Origin of the sequence: Bradyrhizobium sp. HKCCYLRH3061, from assembly GCF_051168015.1 — a bacterium.
GTDB lineage: Bacteria > Pseudomonadota > Alphaproteobacteria > Rhizobiales > Xanthobacteraceae > Bradyrhizobium.
On sequence record NZ_JBNPUE010000002.1, the window covers coordinates 470,068 to 485,847 of the forward strand.

Annotated in this window: 16 protein-coding genes; 1 reads left to right on the plus strand and 15 read right to left on the minus strand. The window is 66.2% G+C overall.

Annotation, left to right across the window (positions count from 1 at the left end; translation table 11 throughout):
* Positions 1-10 precede the first annotated feature (10 nt).
* Entirely contained in the window at positions 11-472 is a 462-nt protein-coding gene (locus ACQR2C_RS06060) for a DUF488 domain-containing protein (protein WP_316176918.1), read from the plus strand.
* A gap of 4 nt (positions 473-476) precedes the next feature.
* Here the strand turns inward: ACQR2C_RS06060 and ACQR2C_RS06065 are convergent, their stop codons facing one another.
* From ACQR2C_RS06065 to ACQR2C_RS06135, 15 genes are all read right to left on the minus strand, one after another.
* Positions 477-2,162, minus strand: coding sequence for a tannase/feruloyl esterase family alpha/beta hydrolase (locus ACQR2C_RS06065; RefSeq protein ID WP_434880694.1), 1,686 nt, complete (start codon positions 2,160-2,162; stop codon positions 477-479).
* Positions 2,163-2,253: 91 nt separating this feature from the next.
* Positions 2,254-3,564 (minus strand): adenylate/guanylate cyclase domain-containing protein, encoded by a 1,311-nt coding sequence (locus ACQR2C_RS06070; protein ID WP_434880695.1) that lies wholly within the window; start codon positions 3,562-3,564, stop codon positions 2,254-2,256.
* A 40-nt stretch (positions 3,565-3,604) separates the two neighbouring features.
* Positions 3,605-4,762, minus strand: coding sequence for an ABC transporter permease (locus tag ACQR2C_RS06075; protein WP_315801124.1), 1,158 nt, complete (start codon positions 4,760-4,762; stop codon positions 3,605-3,607).
* A complete protein-coding gene (locus ACQR2C_RS06080; protein WP_316176913.1) occupies positions 4,759-5,697 on the minus strand; it encodes an ABC transporter ATP-binding protein in 939 nt (312 codons plus the stop codon). Before ACQR2C_RS06080 ends, ACQR2C_RS06075 begins: the two co-directional genes overlap by 4 nt.
* Positions 5,694-6,485, minus strand: coding sequence for an HlyD family secretion protein (locus tag ACQR2C_RS06085; protein WP_315801126.1), 792 nt, complete (start codon positions 6,483-6,485; stop codon positions 5,694-5,696). Before ACQR2C_RS06085 ends, ACQR2C_RS06080 begins: the two co-directional genes overlap by 4 nt.
* Positions 6,482-7,150, minus strand: coding sequence for a TetR/AcrR family transcriptional regulator (locus tag ACQR2C_RS06090; protein WP_315801127.1), 669 nt, complete (start codon positions 7,148-7,150; stop codon positions 6,482-6,484). Before ACQR2C_RS06090 ends, ACQR2C_RS06085 begins: the two co-directional genes overlap by 4 nt.
* A gap of 121 nt (positions 7,151-7,271) precedes the next feature.
* A complete protein-coding gene (locus ACQR2C_RS06095; protein WP_315801128.1) occupies positions 7,272-8,552 on the minus strand; it encodes an alpha-glucosidase/alpha-galactosidase in 1,281 nt (426 codons plus the stop codon).
* A gap of 96 nt (positions 8,553-8,648) precedes the next feature.
* Positions 8,649-9,674, minus strand: coding sequence for an alcohol dehydrogenase AdhP (gene adhP / locus ACQR2C_RS06100; RefSeq protein ID WP_315801129.1), 1,026 nt, complete (start codon positions 9,672-9,674; stop codon positions 8,649-8,651).
* Between the two features lie 122 nt (positions 9,675-9,796).
* Complete coding sequence (locus ACQR2C_RS06105) at positions 9,797-10,210, minus strand: DUF2000 family protein (RefSeq protein WP_315759242.1); 414 nt, start codon at positions 10,208-10,210, stop codon at positions 9,797-9,799.
* 124 nt (positions 10,211-10,334) lie between these two features.
* Positions 10,335-10,739, minus strand: coding sequence for a DUF4189 domain-containing protein (locus ACQR2C_RS06110; RefSeq protein WP_315801130.1), 405 nt, complete (start codon positions 10,737-10,739; stop codon positions 10,335-10,337).
* A gap of 90 nt (positions 10,740-10,829) precedes the next feature.
* Complete coding sequence (locus ACQR2C_RS06115; RefSeq protein WP_434880696.1) at positions 10,830-12,434, minus strand: NTP transferase domain-containing protein; 1,605 nt, start codon at positions 12,432-12,434, stop codon at positions 10,830-10,832.
* Complete coding sequence (locus ACQR2C_RS06120) at positions 12,431-13,132, minus strand: XdhC family protein (protein ID WP_434880697.1); 702 nt, start codon at positions 13,130-13,132, stop codon at positions 12,431-12,433. The genes ACQR2C_RS06115 and ACQR2C_RS06120 overlap by 4 nt, the downstream gene beginning before the upstream one ends.
* A 3-nt stretch (positions 13,133-13,135) precedes the next feature.
* On the minus strand, positions 13,136-13,459 hold the full coding sequence (locus ACQR2C_RS06125; protein ID WP_315750017.1) for an XdhC family protein: 324 nt from the start codon (positions 13,457-13,459) through the stop codon (positions 13,136-13,138).
* A 13-nt stretch (positions 13,460-13,472) separates the two neighbouring features.
* Positions 13,473-14,678 carry a vWA domain-containing protein gene (locus tag ACQR2C_RS06130; RefSeq protein WP_434838421.1) on the minus strand — a complete coding sequence of 402 codons (1,206 nt, stop codon included), beginning with the start codon at positions 14,676-14,678 and terminating at the stop codon, positions 13,473-13,475.
* Positions 14,679-14,847: 169 nt separating this feature from the next.
* A complete protein-coding gene (locus tag ACQR2C_RS06135; RefSeq protein WP_434880698.1) occupies positions 14,848-15,756 on the minus strand; it encodes an AAA family ATPase in 909 nt (302 codons plus the stop codon).
* Positions 15,757-15,780 lie beyond the last annotated feature (24 nt).

Sequence of the window (15,780 nt, forward strand, 5' to 3'; positions counted from 1 at the left end):
GGGACGCACGATGGCCAAGAGCAAGACCCTGTTCACCATCGGCTACGAGCACACGCCGGCCAAAGCCGTGCTCGACGAGCTGCAATCGGCCGGCGTCAAGCTGCTGGTTGACGTGCGCGCGGTGGCGGCCTCGCGCCGGCCGGGCTTCTCCAAGAGCCAGCTCGCCGCCGGGCTCGACGAGCGCGGCATCGGCTACGTCCATCTGCGCGGGCTCGGCACGCCGAAGGAGGGCCGCGAAGCCGCGCGCAGCGGCCATTACGACACGCTGCACAAGATCTACAGCGCGCACCTGAAGACGCCGCAGGCGAAGGAGCAGATGGACGAGCTGGCCGCGCTGGTGAAGAGCGCCGGTCCCGTCTGCCTGCTCTGCTACGAGCGCGACCACGCTCATTGCCACCGGCAATGGATCGCCGAGATCATCGAGGACCGCGACCAGGTCAAGGTGAAGAACCTGGTCGCGCCGCAGGTCTGACGCCTCACTCCGCCGCACAGGTGAAGGATGACGCCTGCTCGACGTCGCCGCTGACATATTTGGCGAATGTCGGCCACGGGCACAGCGGCCGCGTTCGCTGCGGGCTCCATGTCGATGGCAGCTCCTTGTTGGCCGCATTGACCGAGGCCGTGATCGCCTCCGGCGCCTTGCCCTTCTCGACCCAGTCCATCAGCGCGCCCAGCGCATCGAATTTCTCCAGCGTGACGCCGCCGCCGCAATGGGTCTCGCCGGGCAATGCAAACAGGCGCGCAAACGTTTCGGCCTTGCCCTGCACGTTGGCATCGAGCTTCTCGTACCAGCGGATCGTGTCGTTGATCGAGAACACCGGATCGGCCTGACCGTGGTAGATCAGCATCTTGCGGGCCCCATTTTGGAACGCCGGCAAGGTCGGGTTATCGACCGCAGGCGGCGCCATGAAGTCCATCGCCGACTCCGTGAACGGGCCTTCCTTGGCGTAGATCTTCGGCGCGTCCTTGTCGAAGTCGAAGGTCTGCAGCTTCTCGACGAGCTTGTCGGGCGAGCCCTCGATCTCGACCGGCGGCGTGGAGAAGATGTAGTTGAGCGAGGCGCCGCCCATGGTGGCGATGATCGGAAGGTTGTTCCAGGGCGCCACCGGGCTCTCGACCTTCCAGGCGCGCCAATTGCCGGTGCCGACGCCACCATCCACCGGCCAGTCGGAATACAGCGGCTCGCCCTTGGAATTGTGTGGGCCAGCGAACACTTTCTTCAAAGCATCGACCTTGGCGGCCGGCAGGCAGGCGTCGGTCGCGCCGGCGGCGCAGCGGAGGCTGTCGAAATTGAACGCCTTCTGGCAGGCTTTCAAGTTGGCCGTGAGGCCGTCCTTGGCGCCGTCGAGCCCGTCGCAGACCTCCGTGATCCTGGAGGCAATCAGCTTGGCATCGTCCCGCGTGATCGACTTGCGAATATCGGCATCGGCCTTGGTCAGCGCCTGCACGTCCCAGGCGTGCTGCACGGCCGCGCGCGGCAGGTTGAAGCCGGGGTTGCCGACCAGGAAGCCGTCATACTGCTCGGGCATGCGCTCGGCAGCGACCATGGTGTGGCGACCGCCATTGGAGCAGCCGGCGATGTAGGAATAATCCGGCTTCCTGCCGTAATGCGCCGAGATGATCGCCTTCGCGATCGGCGCCAGCGTGATGTCGGCCGAATAGCCGTAGTCGCGGCGTGCTTGCGGATCGAGGCCGAAGGCGGAGCCGGACGCAAGCCCGCGCGGCTTGTTGGCGGGATCGTTGCCGGAGTGGCCGCTGTCGGACGACAGCACCGCGAAGCCGCGGGCCAGCGGCGTGATGCCACCGCTGACGAGACCATCGGCCTTGTCGCCGAGCGCCGGCACCACGACGCCGTCATTGCCGCCATTGACCTGATGCAGGAAGCGGCCGCTCCAATTCTCCGGCAGCCGGATCTCGAACTGGATCGCATAGGCATGGCCGTCGACGCCGGTGCGCTCATTGACCTTGCCGGAGAGGATGCAATGCCGCGGCAACCCGTCGGCGGCCTCCTGCAGCTTCGATCCCGTCAGGGTCAGCCCTGGGACCTTCAGCGCCTCTGCCGTCACCTTGCTGCAGGCAACATCCTCGGCTCCCGCTGGCCCCCCGCCGGCTGCGCACGCGAGGCTTACCCCAGCCAAAAACAGCGCCCCGGTTCGGATCATGCATTCCCCCCTGATGATGCTTCTCATTGGGGTCAGTTAAACGCGGAGACCGTGCAATGTAAATCTCCGACAGCGAGCGACGGGTTGCCAGTCAGTGCAATTGCCAGACCTCGAACGGCCGATCGTAGCCGCGCACCGACACCGCGCCGTGGAAGACGGCGTCGCGCGCCCCGTCGCCGGCGGCCTGCCGCACCGCGCTCGAGATCAGGAGGCGCGAATCGAGCTCCTTGTTCAGCGCCTCGAGGCGGGAGGCGAAGTTCACGGTATCGCCGATGACGGTGTATTCCTTCCGCCGCGGCGACCCGATGCTGCCGGCAACGACCTCGCCGAGATGAACACCGATCCCGATCCGCAGCGGCCAGGACGACATCGCATTGACGCGGTCCATGGCGGCGACCATCTCGCGGGCCGCCGCGACTGCCTGCGGGGCCGCATCGCGCGACTCGAACGGCGCGCCGAACAGCGCCAGGAAGCCATCGCCGAGGAACTTGTTCACGATGCCGCCATGGCGCTCGAGAATCTCGACGAGAACAGCAAATGCGCCGTCGAGCCGGTCAACGACCTCCTCCGGCGTCTTCGACCGCGCCGCCGCGGTGAAGCCGCGGAAGTCGACGAACATCACCGCGACCTCGTGGATGTCGCGTGCCTCCGCCGTCCCCTCCTTCATCAGGCGCTCGACGACCTGGGGCGAGACGTGCTGGCCAAACAGATCCGTGACGCGGTCGCGCGCCGACGCGGCCTCGATGCTCGCCGCGAACTGGCGTCGCAGCTGCACGCTGACAGCACCAGCGAGCATCCCGCACAGCAGGATGATGAAGCTGCGCTCACCGTGATAGTAGATCTCCGGATTCTGGCTGAGATCGATCGAAGGCCGGTCGAACAGCGCCACCACCAGCAGCTCTACCGCGGCAACCAGACCGGTGAAGCTCGACAGCCAGAAATCGAGACGAAGCGTCGAGAGAACGATGAAGACGAAGTAGACCAGCGGCGCACCGAAGCCCAGCGCCTTGTCGTGGCCGATGCCCTCGATCTGCAGAATGAGAACGAACGTTGGCAGCGAGGTCTCGACCAGCGCGCTGACATAGCGCCAGATCACCGGCACGTCCCGCCCGTGGCGGATGTCCGACTTGATCCTGAACAGGATGAGAGTCTCGAAGCCGATGAAGACCACGATGATCGCGTAGACGTAGAGGACCCCGATCCGGCTCGGCCAGATCCACTCCGAGATCTTGGGTTCGAAGGTTTCGACCAGCACCGATATCACGAGAAACAGCGCCGCAGTGCTGATCAGCACCCTCACGCGCAACAGCTCGGTGTTCAACGTCTGGCGCATCAGCGCCTGGTTGAACGTAGCCGACGCCGCCGGCTCCGCGCCGGCCTGCCCTTCCCACGAGATCGTCATCCTGCCCCAGCCGTCTTCTGAGCCCGGCCGCCATTGTGCCTCAATCGAGGGTGCGGCGGAAGCGCAAGACGGCGACCGTCATGGCGAACAGCATGAGGCCGAACAGGGCGATCGTGTCATGCTGCAGGTTCTGGAGCGTCGAGCCCTTGAGCATGATGGCGCGCACGATGCGCAGATAGTGCGTCAGCGGCAGACATTCACCGAGCACCTGCGCCCATTGCGGCATGCCGAGAAACGGGAACATGAATCCCGACAACAGGATGCTAGGCAGGAAGAACATCATCGACAGCTGCATCGCCTGCAATTGGTTCTGCGCCAGCGTCGAGAAGGTGTAGCCGATCGAGAGGTTGGTCGCGATGAACAGCGTCGACAGCAGCGCCAGCAGCAATAAGCTGCCCATGATGGGAACGCCGAACAGCAGCACGCCGATGCCGATGATGATCGTCGCCTGCAGGAAGCCGACCATCACATAGGGGATGATCTTGCCGAGCATGACCTCGACCGGCTTGATCGGCATCGACAGCAGGCTTTCCATCGTGCCGCGCTCGATCTCGCGCGTCACCGAGAGCGCGGTGAAGATCAGCATGGTCATGGTCAGGATGGTGCCGACCAGGCCCGGCACGATGTTGAGCCGCGACGAGGCCGCCGGATTGTAACGGGCATGGGCCCTGATCTCGAACGGCGTGGTGACGGGATTGCCGGTGTAGAGATCATGCGCCAGCGCGGTCTGCACGATCATGCCGAGCGAGGACAGTGCCGAGGACGCCGCGACCGGATCGGTCGCGTCGGCCGCGACGAGCAAGGCCGGCCGGTCGCCGCGGCGGACCGCGCGCTCGAAGCCGCGGGGGATCTCGACGCCGAACAGGACCTTGCCGGACAGCAGGAGATCGTCGAACTCAGCGACGCTGCTGACTTCCCGGGTGAAGCGGAAATAGGCGGTGTTCTCCATCGCCTTCAGGATCGAGCGGCCGAGATCGCTGTCCTCCTGCAGCAGCACCGCCGCCGGCAGATGATGCGGCGTGGTGTTGATGGCGTAGCCGAACAGCATCAACTGCATCACCGGGATCATCACGATCATCGCAAACGAGACCCGATCGCGCTTGAGCTGGATGAACTCCTTGACGAGCATCGCATAGGTGCGCCGCCAGAAGCCGAAGCGCGGCTCGGACGACGTGGGATGAACGGCCGCATCGCTCATTGGAAGTTGTCCCGCGAACGGTTCATCAGGTCGATGAAGACGTCCTCGAGCGAGGGCGCGGCGGGCTGCCAGTGCAGGTCAGCCTTGTCGCGCCAGGACGCGATCGCCGCGTCCAGCGCGTTGCGGTCGCGGCCGGACACGTGCAGGCTGGTGCCGAACGGCGCCACCATGTCGACACCCGGCTTGCCGGTGAGGTCAGCCGTGAGCTCGCGCAGATCGTCGCCGCTTACCGTGTAGGTCGTGAGCGCCGATTGCGCGATCACCTCGGCGACGGTGCCGTGCGCCAGCAGATGACCATAGGCGATGTAGGCAATCTCGTGACAGCGCTCGGCCTCATCCATGTAGTGGGTCGAGACGAGCACGGTCAGCCCTTCGCTGGCGAGCGCATGAATCTCGTTCCAGAAATCGCGCCGCGCCTTGGGATCGACGCCGGCGGTGGGCTCGTCGAGCAGCAGCAGTTGCGGGCTCGGCAGGGTGCAAGCCCCGAGCGCCAGCCGCTGCTTCCAGCCGCCCGACAACTCGCCGGCGAGCTGCCGCTCGCGGCCGGCAAGCCCGAGCCGCTGCACCATGTCGCGCGCGGCCCGGCGCGGATCGGACATGCCATAGAGGCGCGCCACGAATTCGAGGTTCTCCCGCACCGAGAGGTCCTGATAGAGGCTGAAGCGCTGCGTCATGTAGCCCACCCGGCGCTTGATCTTGTCAGCGTCGCGCCGGATGTCGAAGCCGAGGCAGGTGCCCTCGCCGCCGTCGGGTGTCAGCAGGCCGCACAGCATCCGGATGGTCGTGGTCTTGCCCGAGCCGTTCGGGCCGAGAAAGCCGTAGATCGAGCCGCGCTTCACCTGCATCGACAGATCATGCACGACCTCGCGGCCGTCGAAGGACTTGGTCAGTCCCTGGACGTCGATCGCGATCTCGGCCGGTCCCGCCCCGTTCATTGCTTGTCCGCCACCGGAGTCTTCCGATCGGGAGTCTTGAGGTTTGGATAGATGCTGACCGGCTGGCCGACGCGCAGCGCGTCCGGCCGCGAGGGCCGCGCCTGGATCAGATAGACGAGCTTGTTGCGCTCATCGAGGCTGTAGATCACCGGCGGCGTGTATTCCGCCGAGGTCGCGAGGAAATAGATTCTGGCGGTCAGATCATCAGCGCAATTGTCACAGGTGACGCGGACCTCGTCGCCGATGGCGAGTTTCGGCAGATCAGGCTCGGGCACGTAGAAACGCAGCTTCATGTTGCCCGGCGGCATGATCGACAGCACCGGCCGCTGCGCCGCGACCATCTCGCCCTCGCGGAAGTAGATCTGCTGGACGGTCCCCGCGACGGGCGCCACACCTTTGCGCCTTGCCAGCCGCGTCTGTGAGGTCACGAGATGGGCCTCGGCGACGCGCAGCGCCGAAACGGCGGAGTCGAGCGTCGCCTGCGTCCCAGCGCCCGTCTTGCTCAAGGCGGCGGCGCGGTCATAGGTCTGCTGCGCATTGGCCAGCGTCGCCTTGGTCTGGTTGAGATCGGCCTGCTGCAGATCGTCGTCGACCGAATAGAGCGGATCGCCGATCTTGACCACGTCCCCCTCATGCACGTTGAGCTTCGTGATCCGGCCCGCTTCGTCCGGACTGACGAAGATCATGTCGGCCTCGACCCAGCCCTGATAGCCGGGATCGCGCGTCTCCTTGCAACCGTTGAACGTGAAGGCCGTGACCAGCACGGCGAGGCAGTGCAGCAGACTCATGTCGGCCTCCTCGCGCCAAAGATCAGATCGAGATGCGTCTGCAGCATCGCTTCCGCATCGAGCGGCGCATGACGCTCGAACAGGCTCTTCCAGATCACCGCGACCATCATCGGCGCGATCATCAGTTGCGGATGTTGCGCCAGCTTGGGCTCGCGGATCTCGCCGCGCGTGATCGCCAACTGGATCAGCGCACGCATGGCCGCGAGACCGCGGGAGACGACCTCGCGATAGTAGAAATCGGCAATGGACGGAAAGCGCGGCCCTTCCGCGATGATGAGCCGGACGAGATCGGCCCGCCGGGTGCCGGCGATTTCCTGCAGGAACATGCGCGCCAACGCCTCGACCATGTCGCGCACCGAGCCGCCGGCCGGCGGCGGCGCCGCAAGACGGCCGACGAAGGGCACGATCGCGGTCCGGATCAATTCCTCGAACATCGATTCCTTGTCCTTGAAGTGCAGATAGATCGTCCCCTTGGCGACCCCTGCCCGCTTGGCGACGTCGTCCAGCCGGGTCGCCGCGAAGCCTCGGGCGATGAACTCGTCCATCGCCGCCTGCACGATCGCCGCGCGGCGCTCGGCGGAGCGATCCGCCCGGCGCGAGGCGCCGGCTGCCGCCGGCTTGACGGGCTCAACTCTGCGCTCGGACAATTTCGACGGCTTCGACATTGAACAATTATGACTGACTAGTCAGTCATTGTAAAGAGGCCCCGAGAAGGCTGAGCCGTCGGCGCGGGTCAGGAGCCCGACCCGACCGCGCGCGGCCCCTCATCAGACGAAGTCAGCGCGATCACGCGCAGGACCTGATGTAAGGCCGATTGATCTCCCAAAGCTCGTCCACGATCTGGCGCGCGGCGGCGGCCGAGTTGACGACGGGATCGATGAGGAGCGCCTGCAAGGCGAGATCCTTGGACGCCGTCATGGCCGCCTGCACCGCCAGTTGCTGAACCTGAACCTGGACCGACATCAGCTTGGCGACGGCATCTGGAAGCGGGCCCAGCGAAACCGGATGGATGCCGACGCGATCCGCGACAACGGGCACTTCGACAGCGGCCTCGGCAGCCAGGTTGGGAATGACGTGACGGTTCAGAACGACGCCGGACTCGATGACCTGCTTGCGATCGTGCAGCACCGAACCGATCACGGTGACCGCGCGCTCTCCGGATGGCATTCGCCACCAGTCCGGCATGCCGGCTTTGCCTGCCAGGACCTCGTCGATCTGCCGAATCAGCTTGGCCCGCTCCGCCTCGTCCCACGCAAAGTCGTACCCGCTCTCGCCCGCTTCCCAGCCATACGCGAGATACTCGCCGACATGGCTGTCGCCGCAGCCCAGCCAGAAGCCGAAGTCGCGCAACAGCGCCCGCGTCAGCGGCGCGACCTTGGGGTCGTGGCTCCCGGCCTTTTCGCGAAGCAGTGGATAGAGATCGGCCCCGGTGTCGCGATCCCGGATCTGCACGAGGCATTGGAAATGATTGAGCCCGGCGCCCCACACGTCCACGCGCTCCTCGGCGAGTCCCAGAATGGAGGCCACCTGGCTGCGCGCGATGAAGATGCCATGGCACAGGCCGATATGCGCGACGCGGCTGTGAAGCCCGAGCGCGAGGATGATGCGGCTCTCGGGATTGGAGAAGTTGATGAACAGCGCGTCCGGACAGCGCCGCTCCATCTCGCGCACGAAGTCGAAGACGACCGGCAGGGTACGGAGCGTGAAGAACAATCCACCAGGCCCGCCATTCTCACCCAGCGTGTGTCGGATGCCGTATTTGCGCGGCACCTCGAAATCGAGCTTCCACAGGCGGTTGCGGTCGATCGCGGTGGCATGGATCACGAAGCCGGCGCCGTCGAGCGCCGCGCGCCAATCCGTGGTCGCCTCGATCTTGAGGCCGGCGCCGGAGAGGTCGTTGAGCAGCCGGGCGAGTGCTTCCGACCGGGCAAGCCGGACCGGATCGCGGCCGATCAGCACGAGCGTCGAACCGGCGAGATCATGCGTCGAGAACAGGTCTCGGAAAACGCTGAGTCCGAAGGACGCGCTGCTCGCGCCGAGGAAGACGATCTTGGTGACGGCTGCCATGAACAATTTGTGCCAGCGCCGCGCGTCCCCCTTCCTGATCCAGATCAAACCGCCGCGAAGTGTTCGGCGCGGCGGCGCACCAATCGGTCATGCTGATCAGCCGAAGTCGAGCACCACGCGACCGTCGATCTTGCCGGCCTTCATGCGGTCGAAGACGGTGTTGATCTCCGACAACGGCGCCGTGGTCACCTCGGCCGTCACCTTGCCGTCCGCGGCAAACGCAATGGCTTCGTCGAGGTCACGCCTGGTGCCGACGATCGAGCCGCGCACGGTGATGCGCTTCAGCACGACATCGAAGATCGGCGTCGGGAATTCGCCCGGCGGCAAGCCGACAAGGCTGACCGTCCCCTTGCGGCGGACCATGTGCAGCGCCTGGGCAAAAGCCGGCGTCGACACCGCGGTGACCAGCACGCCATGAGCGCCGCCGCCGGTGATCCGGATCACCTGCTCCACGGCATCCTTGTCGAGCGCGTTGACGGCATGTTCGGCGCCCGCCTCCAGCGCGAGTTTCAGCTTGTCATCGGCGATATCGAGACCGATCGCCTTCAGCCCCATCGCCTTCGCGTACTGGATGGCGACATGACCGAGGCCACCGACGCCGGAGACCACCACCCACTCGCCGGGCCGCGTGTCGGTCTCCTTCAAGCCCTTGTAGGTGGTGACGCCGGCGCAGAGGATCGGGGCGATCCTGGCGAAGTCCACATTGGCCGGCAGACGCGCGGCGAACGCCGCGGACGCGATCACGTATTCCGCAAAGCCGCCATTCACGCTGTAGCCGGTGTTGTGCTGGTGCTCGCACAGTGTCTCCCAGCCGGTCTCGCAATACTCGCAGCGCAGGCAGGCATCGTGCAGCCAAGCCACGCCCACGGCGTCGCCGACCTTGAAGTCGGTGACCCCTGGCCCGAGCGCCGCGACGATGCCGGCCGCCTCGTGACCCGGGATGAACGGCGGCACCGGCTTCACCGGCCAATCGCCGGAGGCGGCGTGAAGATCGGTGTGGCAGACGCCGCAGGCCTTCACCCTGACCAGAATCTCGCCGGGTCCCGGCGCAGGAATTGGAACGTCCTCGATGACCAGCGGCTTGCCAAAGGCTTTGACGACGGCGGCTTTCATGGTCTGCATCTGTCTGCTCCTCATGTCGCGGCGCAAACTAACGACGTCGGAGTCGTCCGGTCTTGATCGGCGTCAAGCCGCGCCGCCGCATGAAGTAACAGTTTGATGACAGCGCAATGCGCCCGTTTCTGTCAGGCGTGAAATTTGAGTCCGTCGACGACCTTGTCGACCACCTTGCGCTCGGCACGAAACGCCAGTCCCACCAGATTGAGATCGGTGCGCGCCACCGCCTTCACGGCATCGCGGTTGGCCTCGTCATGCGTGGTCTTGAACATGTCCTCGGTGTAGAGCGCAGGCTTCACGCTGCGCGACAGCGCCCGATCCAGAGCACGCGCCAGCGCGGCACGATCCGGCGCGCCGTAGATCAGGATCGGCTGCCCGATCAACGCGTGATACAGGGTTGCCGAGCCGTCCTCATAAGGTGCGCCAATGCATTCGGGAAATGCGGCGGCGATGCCGCTGGAAAGAAACGCCGCGACGTTGAGCTTCTGCCAGGCTTCGAGATCGTTGCGGATGATCAGCGCGATCTTGGTGTCGAATTGCATGTCACTTCCGGGGTTCGATGTCATCGAACGCCGAGAATAGCCGAGCCGTTCTCGGGGTGAAGCATCGAAATGAAAGCGGACGTGGAACCCCAGCAGCCGAGCCGTTGAGATCATCAGACTTGAATCAACCCTTGGCGTCGCAGACCCAGGCGCGGATGACGCATTCCTTGCCGCCATATTTGTAGCATTCCCGGGTCGCCTCGTTGAGCGAGGTCGAGATCGTCGGCCGAACAGCATAGCCGTGGGCGCCGCAGGGATTGGTGAGATCGACCGCGAACGCGGCGCAGGCCTTCTTCATCGTCACCGCGGTGCAGTCGCCCTTGCACTGCTTGAGCGCGGCGGCCTTGGCGAGATGCTCCGCCGGATAGTCGAACGCCTGGCCGTAGGCGGCGCACTGGCCCATGGCGAAGGCGCCGGCGGCGTGGGCCGGGCTGATGGCGCTGGTGCTCGCGATGCGCGCGGCAGCAACGATCACGGTCAGTCCAAATGCAAACAGCGCGAAACGTCGCGCAGCGGTCGAAATGATCACTCTCTCCTCCCCCGAGGCCCAATGTCGGCAAATCTAGCCGGGGGTCGTTGAGACTTGGTGAATGGGAGGTTGAGGGCGGGCTACGTGGGCTCAGCCACGCCGCGCGGCTTCCAGCGCCTGCGGCGTGTCGATGTCGAGAAACGCACTGTCACCATCGACCGGCACCTCGGCGACGGCCTCGGTGTGCTTGGCGATCAGGTGCCGCGCGCCGACGTCGCCGTCCAGCGTCATCAGCTCGGCGAAGAAGCGGCGCGACCACAGCACGGGGTTGCCGCGGCGTCCTTCGGACACGGGCACCACGATCAAATTGCCGCGATCGGGCGCGAACGCGGCGATCAGACGGTCGAGCAGATCCGAGGAAACCATCGGCATGTCGCCGAGGCACACGACCGCGCCATCGACGCCCTCAGGCACCGCGGCAATGCCTGATTTCACCGAGCTGGCGAGGCCGCCGGCGAAATCGGGATTGCGGACGAAGCGGACCTTCAGGTCGGACAGCGCCTGTTCGACCAGCTCGGCCTGATGACCGGTGACGACGATGACCTCACAAGCCTTGGAGGCCAACGCCTGCTCGGTCACGATCCGCACCAGCTTCTTGCCGTCCAGCTCGGCCAGCAGCTTGTTCGGCCCCCCCATCCGGGTCGAGCGTCCGGCGGCAAGCACGACCGCGGCGACCTTGCGTTCGCCCTCGGCCTCCGGCTTGGCACGCGGCTGCGGCCGCGTCACGATTTCCATCAGCAGGCCGCCGACGCCCATCGCGGTCAGCTCGGCGCGGGTGACCTTGATGCCGGCGAGCAGCCGCATCAGCACCCAGTCGAAACCGTTCTCGGCCGGCGAGCGGGCGCAACCGGGCGCGCCGAGCACCGGCACACCGCCGGCATTGCCGATCAAGAGCAGATTGCCGGGATCGACCGGCATGCCGAAATGCTCGATGGCCCCGCCGATGCCGGTGATCGCGGCGGGAATGACGTCGCGGCGGTCGGCGATCGCGGACGCGCCGAACACGATGACGAGCTCGGCGCCCAGCGCCAGCAGCTCCCTGATCGCAGCCGCCAGCGCGGCCTGCTCATGCGGCACGCGGCGCTCGGCGATGATGGTGGCGCCGGCCGGTGCGAGCCGCTCTGCGGTGACGCGCAGCGTCTTGTCGATGACCTTGGGCGCGAGCCCAGGAAGAAGCGTCGAGACCACGCCGACGCGCTTGATCACATAGGAGGCGATGCTGAGCGCGCCCCTGCCCGCCGCAGCGACGGCGGCATCTCGCAGGCGGCCTTCGACGCCGAACGGGATCAGCTTGACGGTGCCGACCATCTCGCCTTCGACCACCGGCTTGAACGCCGGCAGGGTCGCAAAGGTGATGGCCTCGTCGACGCCGTTGATGCGCTCGACCGCGGCGCGGTCGATCATCAGCACGCCGGGCTGCGCCGCGAACAGATTGGCACGCCCGGTGAATGCGCGATCGACGTGAATGCCCGCGCCGGCGACGACCTTGGCGACATCGGCGGCCGCCTCGTCCTCAGAGACGTCGCCGGCCTCGAGGCGGACGACGACGATCTCCTTGACCCCTTCCCGAGCCAGCGCCTCGACCTCCGCGGGACCGATCAACGTGCCCTTCTTCAGCACCAATGATCCCTTGCGCAGGGTGTGCACCGTCACCCCGCCGATCGCATCGGCCGGACTGGCAGGACCGAACTTCATGCCGCCTGCTCTTTCTCCTTGGCCGGCAACCGCAACGTGGCGGTGATCTGGGCCATGATCGAGACCGCGATCTCCGACGGCGACACCGCGCCGATGGCGAGCCCGATCGGCGCATGGATGCGGGCGATCTCGGCATCGCTGGCGCCCTGCGCCCGTAGCCGATCATGACGCTTGGCGTGCGTCTTCCGCGAGCCGAGCGCGCCGATATAGAAGCAGTCGCGCGAGAAGGCGTGCAGCAGCGCCGGATCGTCGATCTTCGGATCGTGTGTCAGCGCGACGAAGGCCGTGTAGTGATCGACGTTGAGCGGCGGCAGCGCCACGTCGGGCCATTCCGCGATCAGCGGCACATCGGGAAAGCGCTCGGGGCTGGCGAAGGCCGTTCGCGGATCGACAACGGTGACGTCATAGCCCAGCGACTTGGCGATCGGCGCCAACGCCTGGCTGATATGGACGGCGCCGATGATCACGAGCCTGGCCGTCGGGGCGTAGACGTTGAGGAACAGCCGCTTCCCGTCCACCTCGACCATGCCGCTCTTGCCCATGCGCAGATAGGTCGACAGCTCGTTGCGCAGCGGGTCAGTCGCGATGGCGGCGGCCTTGACCAGGCGCTGCGCGCCGGACGCGACGTCGGTGACAAGAATGGCCGGGCGACGCGCGGCACGCTCGGCGTTCAGTTCTGCCAGCGTTGCAAGTTGCATCGGTCAGCCCACTTTCTCGACGAACACGCGGATGGTGCCGCCGCAGGACAGCCCGACGTTCCAGGCGGTCTCGTCGGCGACGCCGAACTCAAGCATCTTCGGCTGGCCGCTGGAGATCACGTCCAGCGCCTCGGTGACGACCGCGCCCTCGACGCAGCCGCCGGACACCGAGCCCAGGAAGGTGCCCTCGTCGTTGATCACGAGGTTGGAGCCGACCGGGCGCGGGGCCGAGCCCCAGGTTTCGACCACGGTGGCGAGCGCCACGCCGTGACCGGATTTGTGCCAGTCCTCGGCGGCCCTGAGGATGTCTTCGTCGCGATTGAGCATGGTCATCTCCCTCTCAGGCGGCGGGCCGGATCGCGCTGCGCTGATGCGGCGGCAGCGGCGACGACAGCGCCGAGATCAGCGTCTCGATCGAGGTCAAGTTATGCACCGGGCGGAATTCGTCAACGTGGGGCAGCATGGTTTTGATGCCCTGCGCCTTCGCCTCGAAGCCGGAATAGCGCAGCAGCGGGTTGAGCCAGATCAGCCGCCGGCAGGAGCGGTGCAGCCGGTCCATCTCGAAGGCGAGCTTGCTGTCGGCCTCGCGCTCCAGCCCGTCGGAGATCAAGAGCACGATGGCGCCCTGTCCGAGCACGCGCCGCGCCCACTGCTTGTTGAAGGTCTGCAGCGAGGTGGCGATCCTGGTGCCGCCGGCCCAGTCCTCGACATTCGCCGAGCAGCTCGCCAGCGCCTCGTCGGGATCGCGCTGGCGCAGCGCCCGGGTCACGTTGGTCAGCCTCGTGCCGAACAGGAACACCGAGACACGCTTGCGCGCATCGGTGATGGCGTGGAGGAAGTGCAGGAACAGGCGGGTGTACTCGCTCATCGACCCGGAGATGTCGAGCAGCGCCACGATCGGCGCCGGCTTCTCGATCCGCCCCAGGCGATGGAAATTGATGATCTCGCCCTCGGTGCGCAGCGCCTGGCGCAGGGTCTTGCGCATGTCGATGCGGTGGCCGCGCGGATCGGTGGTGTGGCGGCGCGTCTTCAGCTCGGCCTGCGGCAGCCGCATCTTGGCGATCGCCCTGGTGACGTCGGCGATCTCCGCCGCGCTCATCTGCGCAAAGTCCTTCTTCTGCAGCACCTCGCGGTCGGACACCGAGAGCCGCAGGTCCTGCTCCTGCGCCTGCGGCTCCTCATGCATCTGCGGCTGCGACATCGCCTCCTGGACGCGGCGCGAGGCCGGCGGCGGCTTCTTCTTGGCGTGGTCCGGCAGCGGCACCGAATCGAGCATCGACTTCCATTCCTCGGCGGGACGGAAGAACAGGTCGAAGGCCTGGGCGAAGATCAGCGCATGCTCGTGGCGCTTGACGAAGATCGATTCGAGCGTAGTGAAAACATCCGGCCGCTTGCCGATGTCGATGACCTCGAGCGCGGTCATGGCATCGATGACGGCGCCGGGCCCGACGGGCAGGCCCGCGGCGCGCAGCGCCCGCGCAAAGCCGGCGATGTTGTCGGCGATGCCGCCGGTCGGCGGCGCGAGGTGATTGATGCTGGTGGGCATGGCTCTATCCCCTCGTCATTCCAGACACACCTCAACTTGAGACCGTCATTCCGGGGCGCCCGAAGGGCGAGCCCGGAATCCATACTTACGATCGTGGTTATGGATTCCGGGCCTGCGTGCTGCGCACGCATCCCGGAATGACGACCTTTGTTAGAGGCACCAGCGTGAACTACGTCTCGCTGGTCGCGTCTTTGATCACCTTGTTCAACGCATCACCCTGCATGCGGGCGATGTCGTCCTGATATTTCAACAGCGCGCCCAGCGTGTCGCCGACGACCTCGGCGTTCAGCGAGCGCGCATCGAGCTCGGTCAGTGCGGTCGCCCAGTCGAGCGTCTCGGCGACCCCCGGCGACTTGTAGAAATCCTGGTCGCGCAAAGCCTGGACGAAGCGCACGATCTGCTGCGACAGCCGCTGCGAGATGCCGGGCAGCCGGGTCTTGACGATTGCGAGCTCGCGCTCGGCGGAGGGATAATCGACCCAGTGATACAGGCAGCGCCGCTTCAGCGCGTCATGGATCTCGCGGGTCCGGTTCGAGGTGATGACGACGATCGGCGGATGCGGCGCCTTGACGGTGCCGAACTCGGGGATCGTGACCTGGAAGTCGGAGAGGATCTCGAGGAGATAGGCCTCGAACGCCTCGTCCGCGCGGTCGAGCTCGTCAATGAGCAGAACCGGCGCGCCGGCGACATCCGGCTCCAGCGCCTGCAGCAGCGGGCGCTTGATCAGGTAGCGGTCGGCGAAGATGTCCGACGTCAATTGATCGCGGTCGACCTCGCCGCCCGCTTCCGCCAGCCGGATCGCGATCATCTGCGCCGCCGAGTTCCATTCGTAGACGGCGGAGGCGACGTCGAGACCCTCGTAGCACTGCAGCCGGATCAGCTTGCGGCCGAGCGCCGCCGACAGGACCTTGGCGATCTCGGTCTTGCCGACGCCGGCCTCGCCTTCGAGGAACAGCGGCCGGCCCATGCGCAGCGACAGATAGGTCACCGTCGCCAGCGATCGCTCGGCCAGATAGCCGCGCGAGGACAACAATTCGAGCATCGCGTCGACCGATGCTGGCAGGGCCGGAGCACTCATGGGCGAGACCGCTTCCTTCTTCAC

Bases quoted from the DNA above. Each gene is read 5' to 3' on its own strand.
- ACQR2C_RS06060 (WP_316176918.1), top strand. From the start codon at position 11: ATGGCCAAGAGCAAGACCCTGTTCACCATCGGCTACGAGCACACGCCG.
- ACQR2C_RS06065 (WP_434880694.1), bottom strand. From the start codon at position 2,162: ATGATCCGAACCGGGGCGCTGTTTTTGGCTGGGGTAAGCCTCGCGTGC.
- ACQR2C_RS06070 (WP_434880695.1), bottom strand. From the start codon at position 3,564: ATGACGATCTCGTGGGAAGGGCAGGCCGGCGCGGAGCCGGCGGCGTCG.
- ACQR2C_RS06075 (WP_315801124.1), bottom strand. From the start codon at position 4,762: ATGAGCGATGCGGCCGTTCATCCCACGTCGTCCGAGCCGCGCTTCGGC.
- ACQR2C_RS06080 (WP_316176913.1), bottom strand. From the start codon at position 5,697: ATGAACGGGGCGGGACCGGCCGAGATCGCGATCGACGTCCAGGGACTG.
- ACQR2C_RS06085 (WP_315801126.1), bottom strand. From the start codon at position 6,485: ATGAGTCTGCTGCACTGCCTCGCCGTGCTGGTCACGGCCTTCACGTTC.
- ACQR2C_RS06090 (WP_315801127.1), bottom strand. From the start codon at position 7,150: ATGTCGAAGCCGTCGAAATTGTCCGAGCGCAGAGTTGAGCCCGTCAAG.
- ACQR2C_RS06095 (WP_315801128.1), bottom strand. From the start codon at position 8,552: ATGGCAGCCGTCACCAAGATCGTCTTCCTCGGCGCGAGCAGCGCGTCC.
- adhP (WP_315801129.1), bottom strand. From the start codon at position 9,674: ATGCAGACCATGAAAGCCGCCGTCGTCAAAGCCTTTGGCAAGCCGCTG.
- ACQR2C_RS06105 (WP_315759242.1), bottom strand. From the start codon at position 10,210: ATGCAATTCGACACCAAGATCGCGCTGATCATCCGCAACGATCTCGAA.
- ACQR2C_RS06115 (WP_434880696.1), bottom strand. From the start codon at position 12,434: ATGAAGTTCGGTCCTGCCAGTCCGGCCGATGCGATCGGCGGGGTGACG.
- ACQR2C_RS06120 (WP_434880697.1), bottom strand. From the start codon at position 13,132: ATGCAACTTGCAACGCTGGCAGAACTGAACGCCGAGCGTGCCGCGCGT.
- ACQR2C_RS06125 (WP_315750017.1), bottom strand. From the start codon at position 13,459: ATGCTCAATCGCGACGAAGACATCCTCAGGGCCGCCGAGGACTGGCAC.
- ACQR2C_RS06130 (WP_434838421.1), bottom strand. From the start codon at position 14,678: ATGCCCACCAGCATCAATCACCTCGCGCCGCCGACCGGCGGCATCGCC.
- ACQR2C_RS06135 (WP_434880698.1), bottom strand. From the start codon at position 15,756: ATGAGTGCTCCGGCCCTGCCAGCATCGGTCGACGCGATGCTCGAATTG.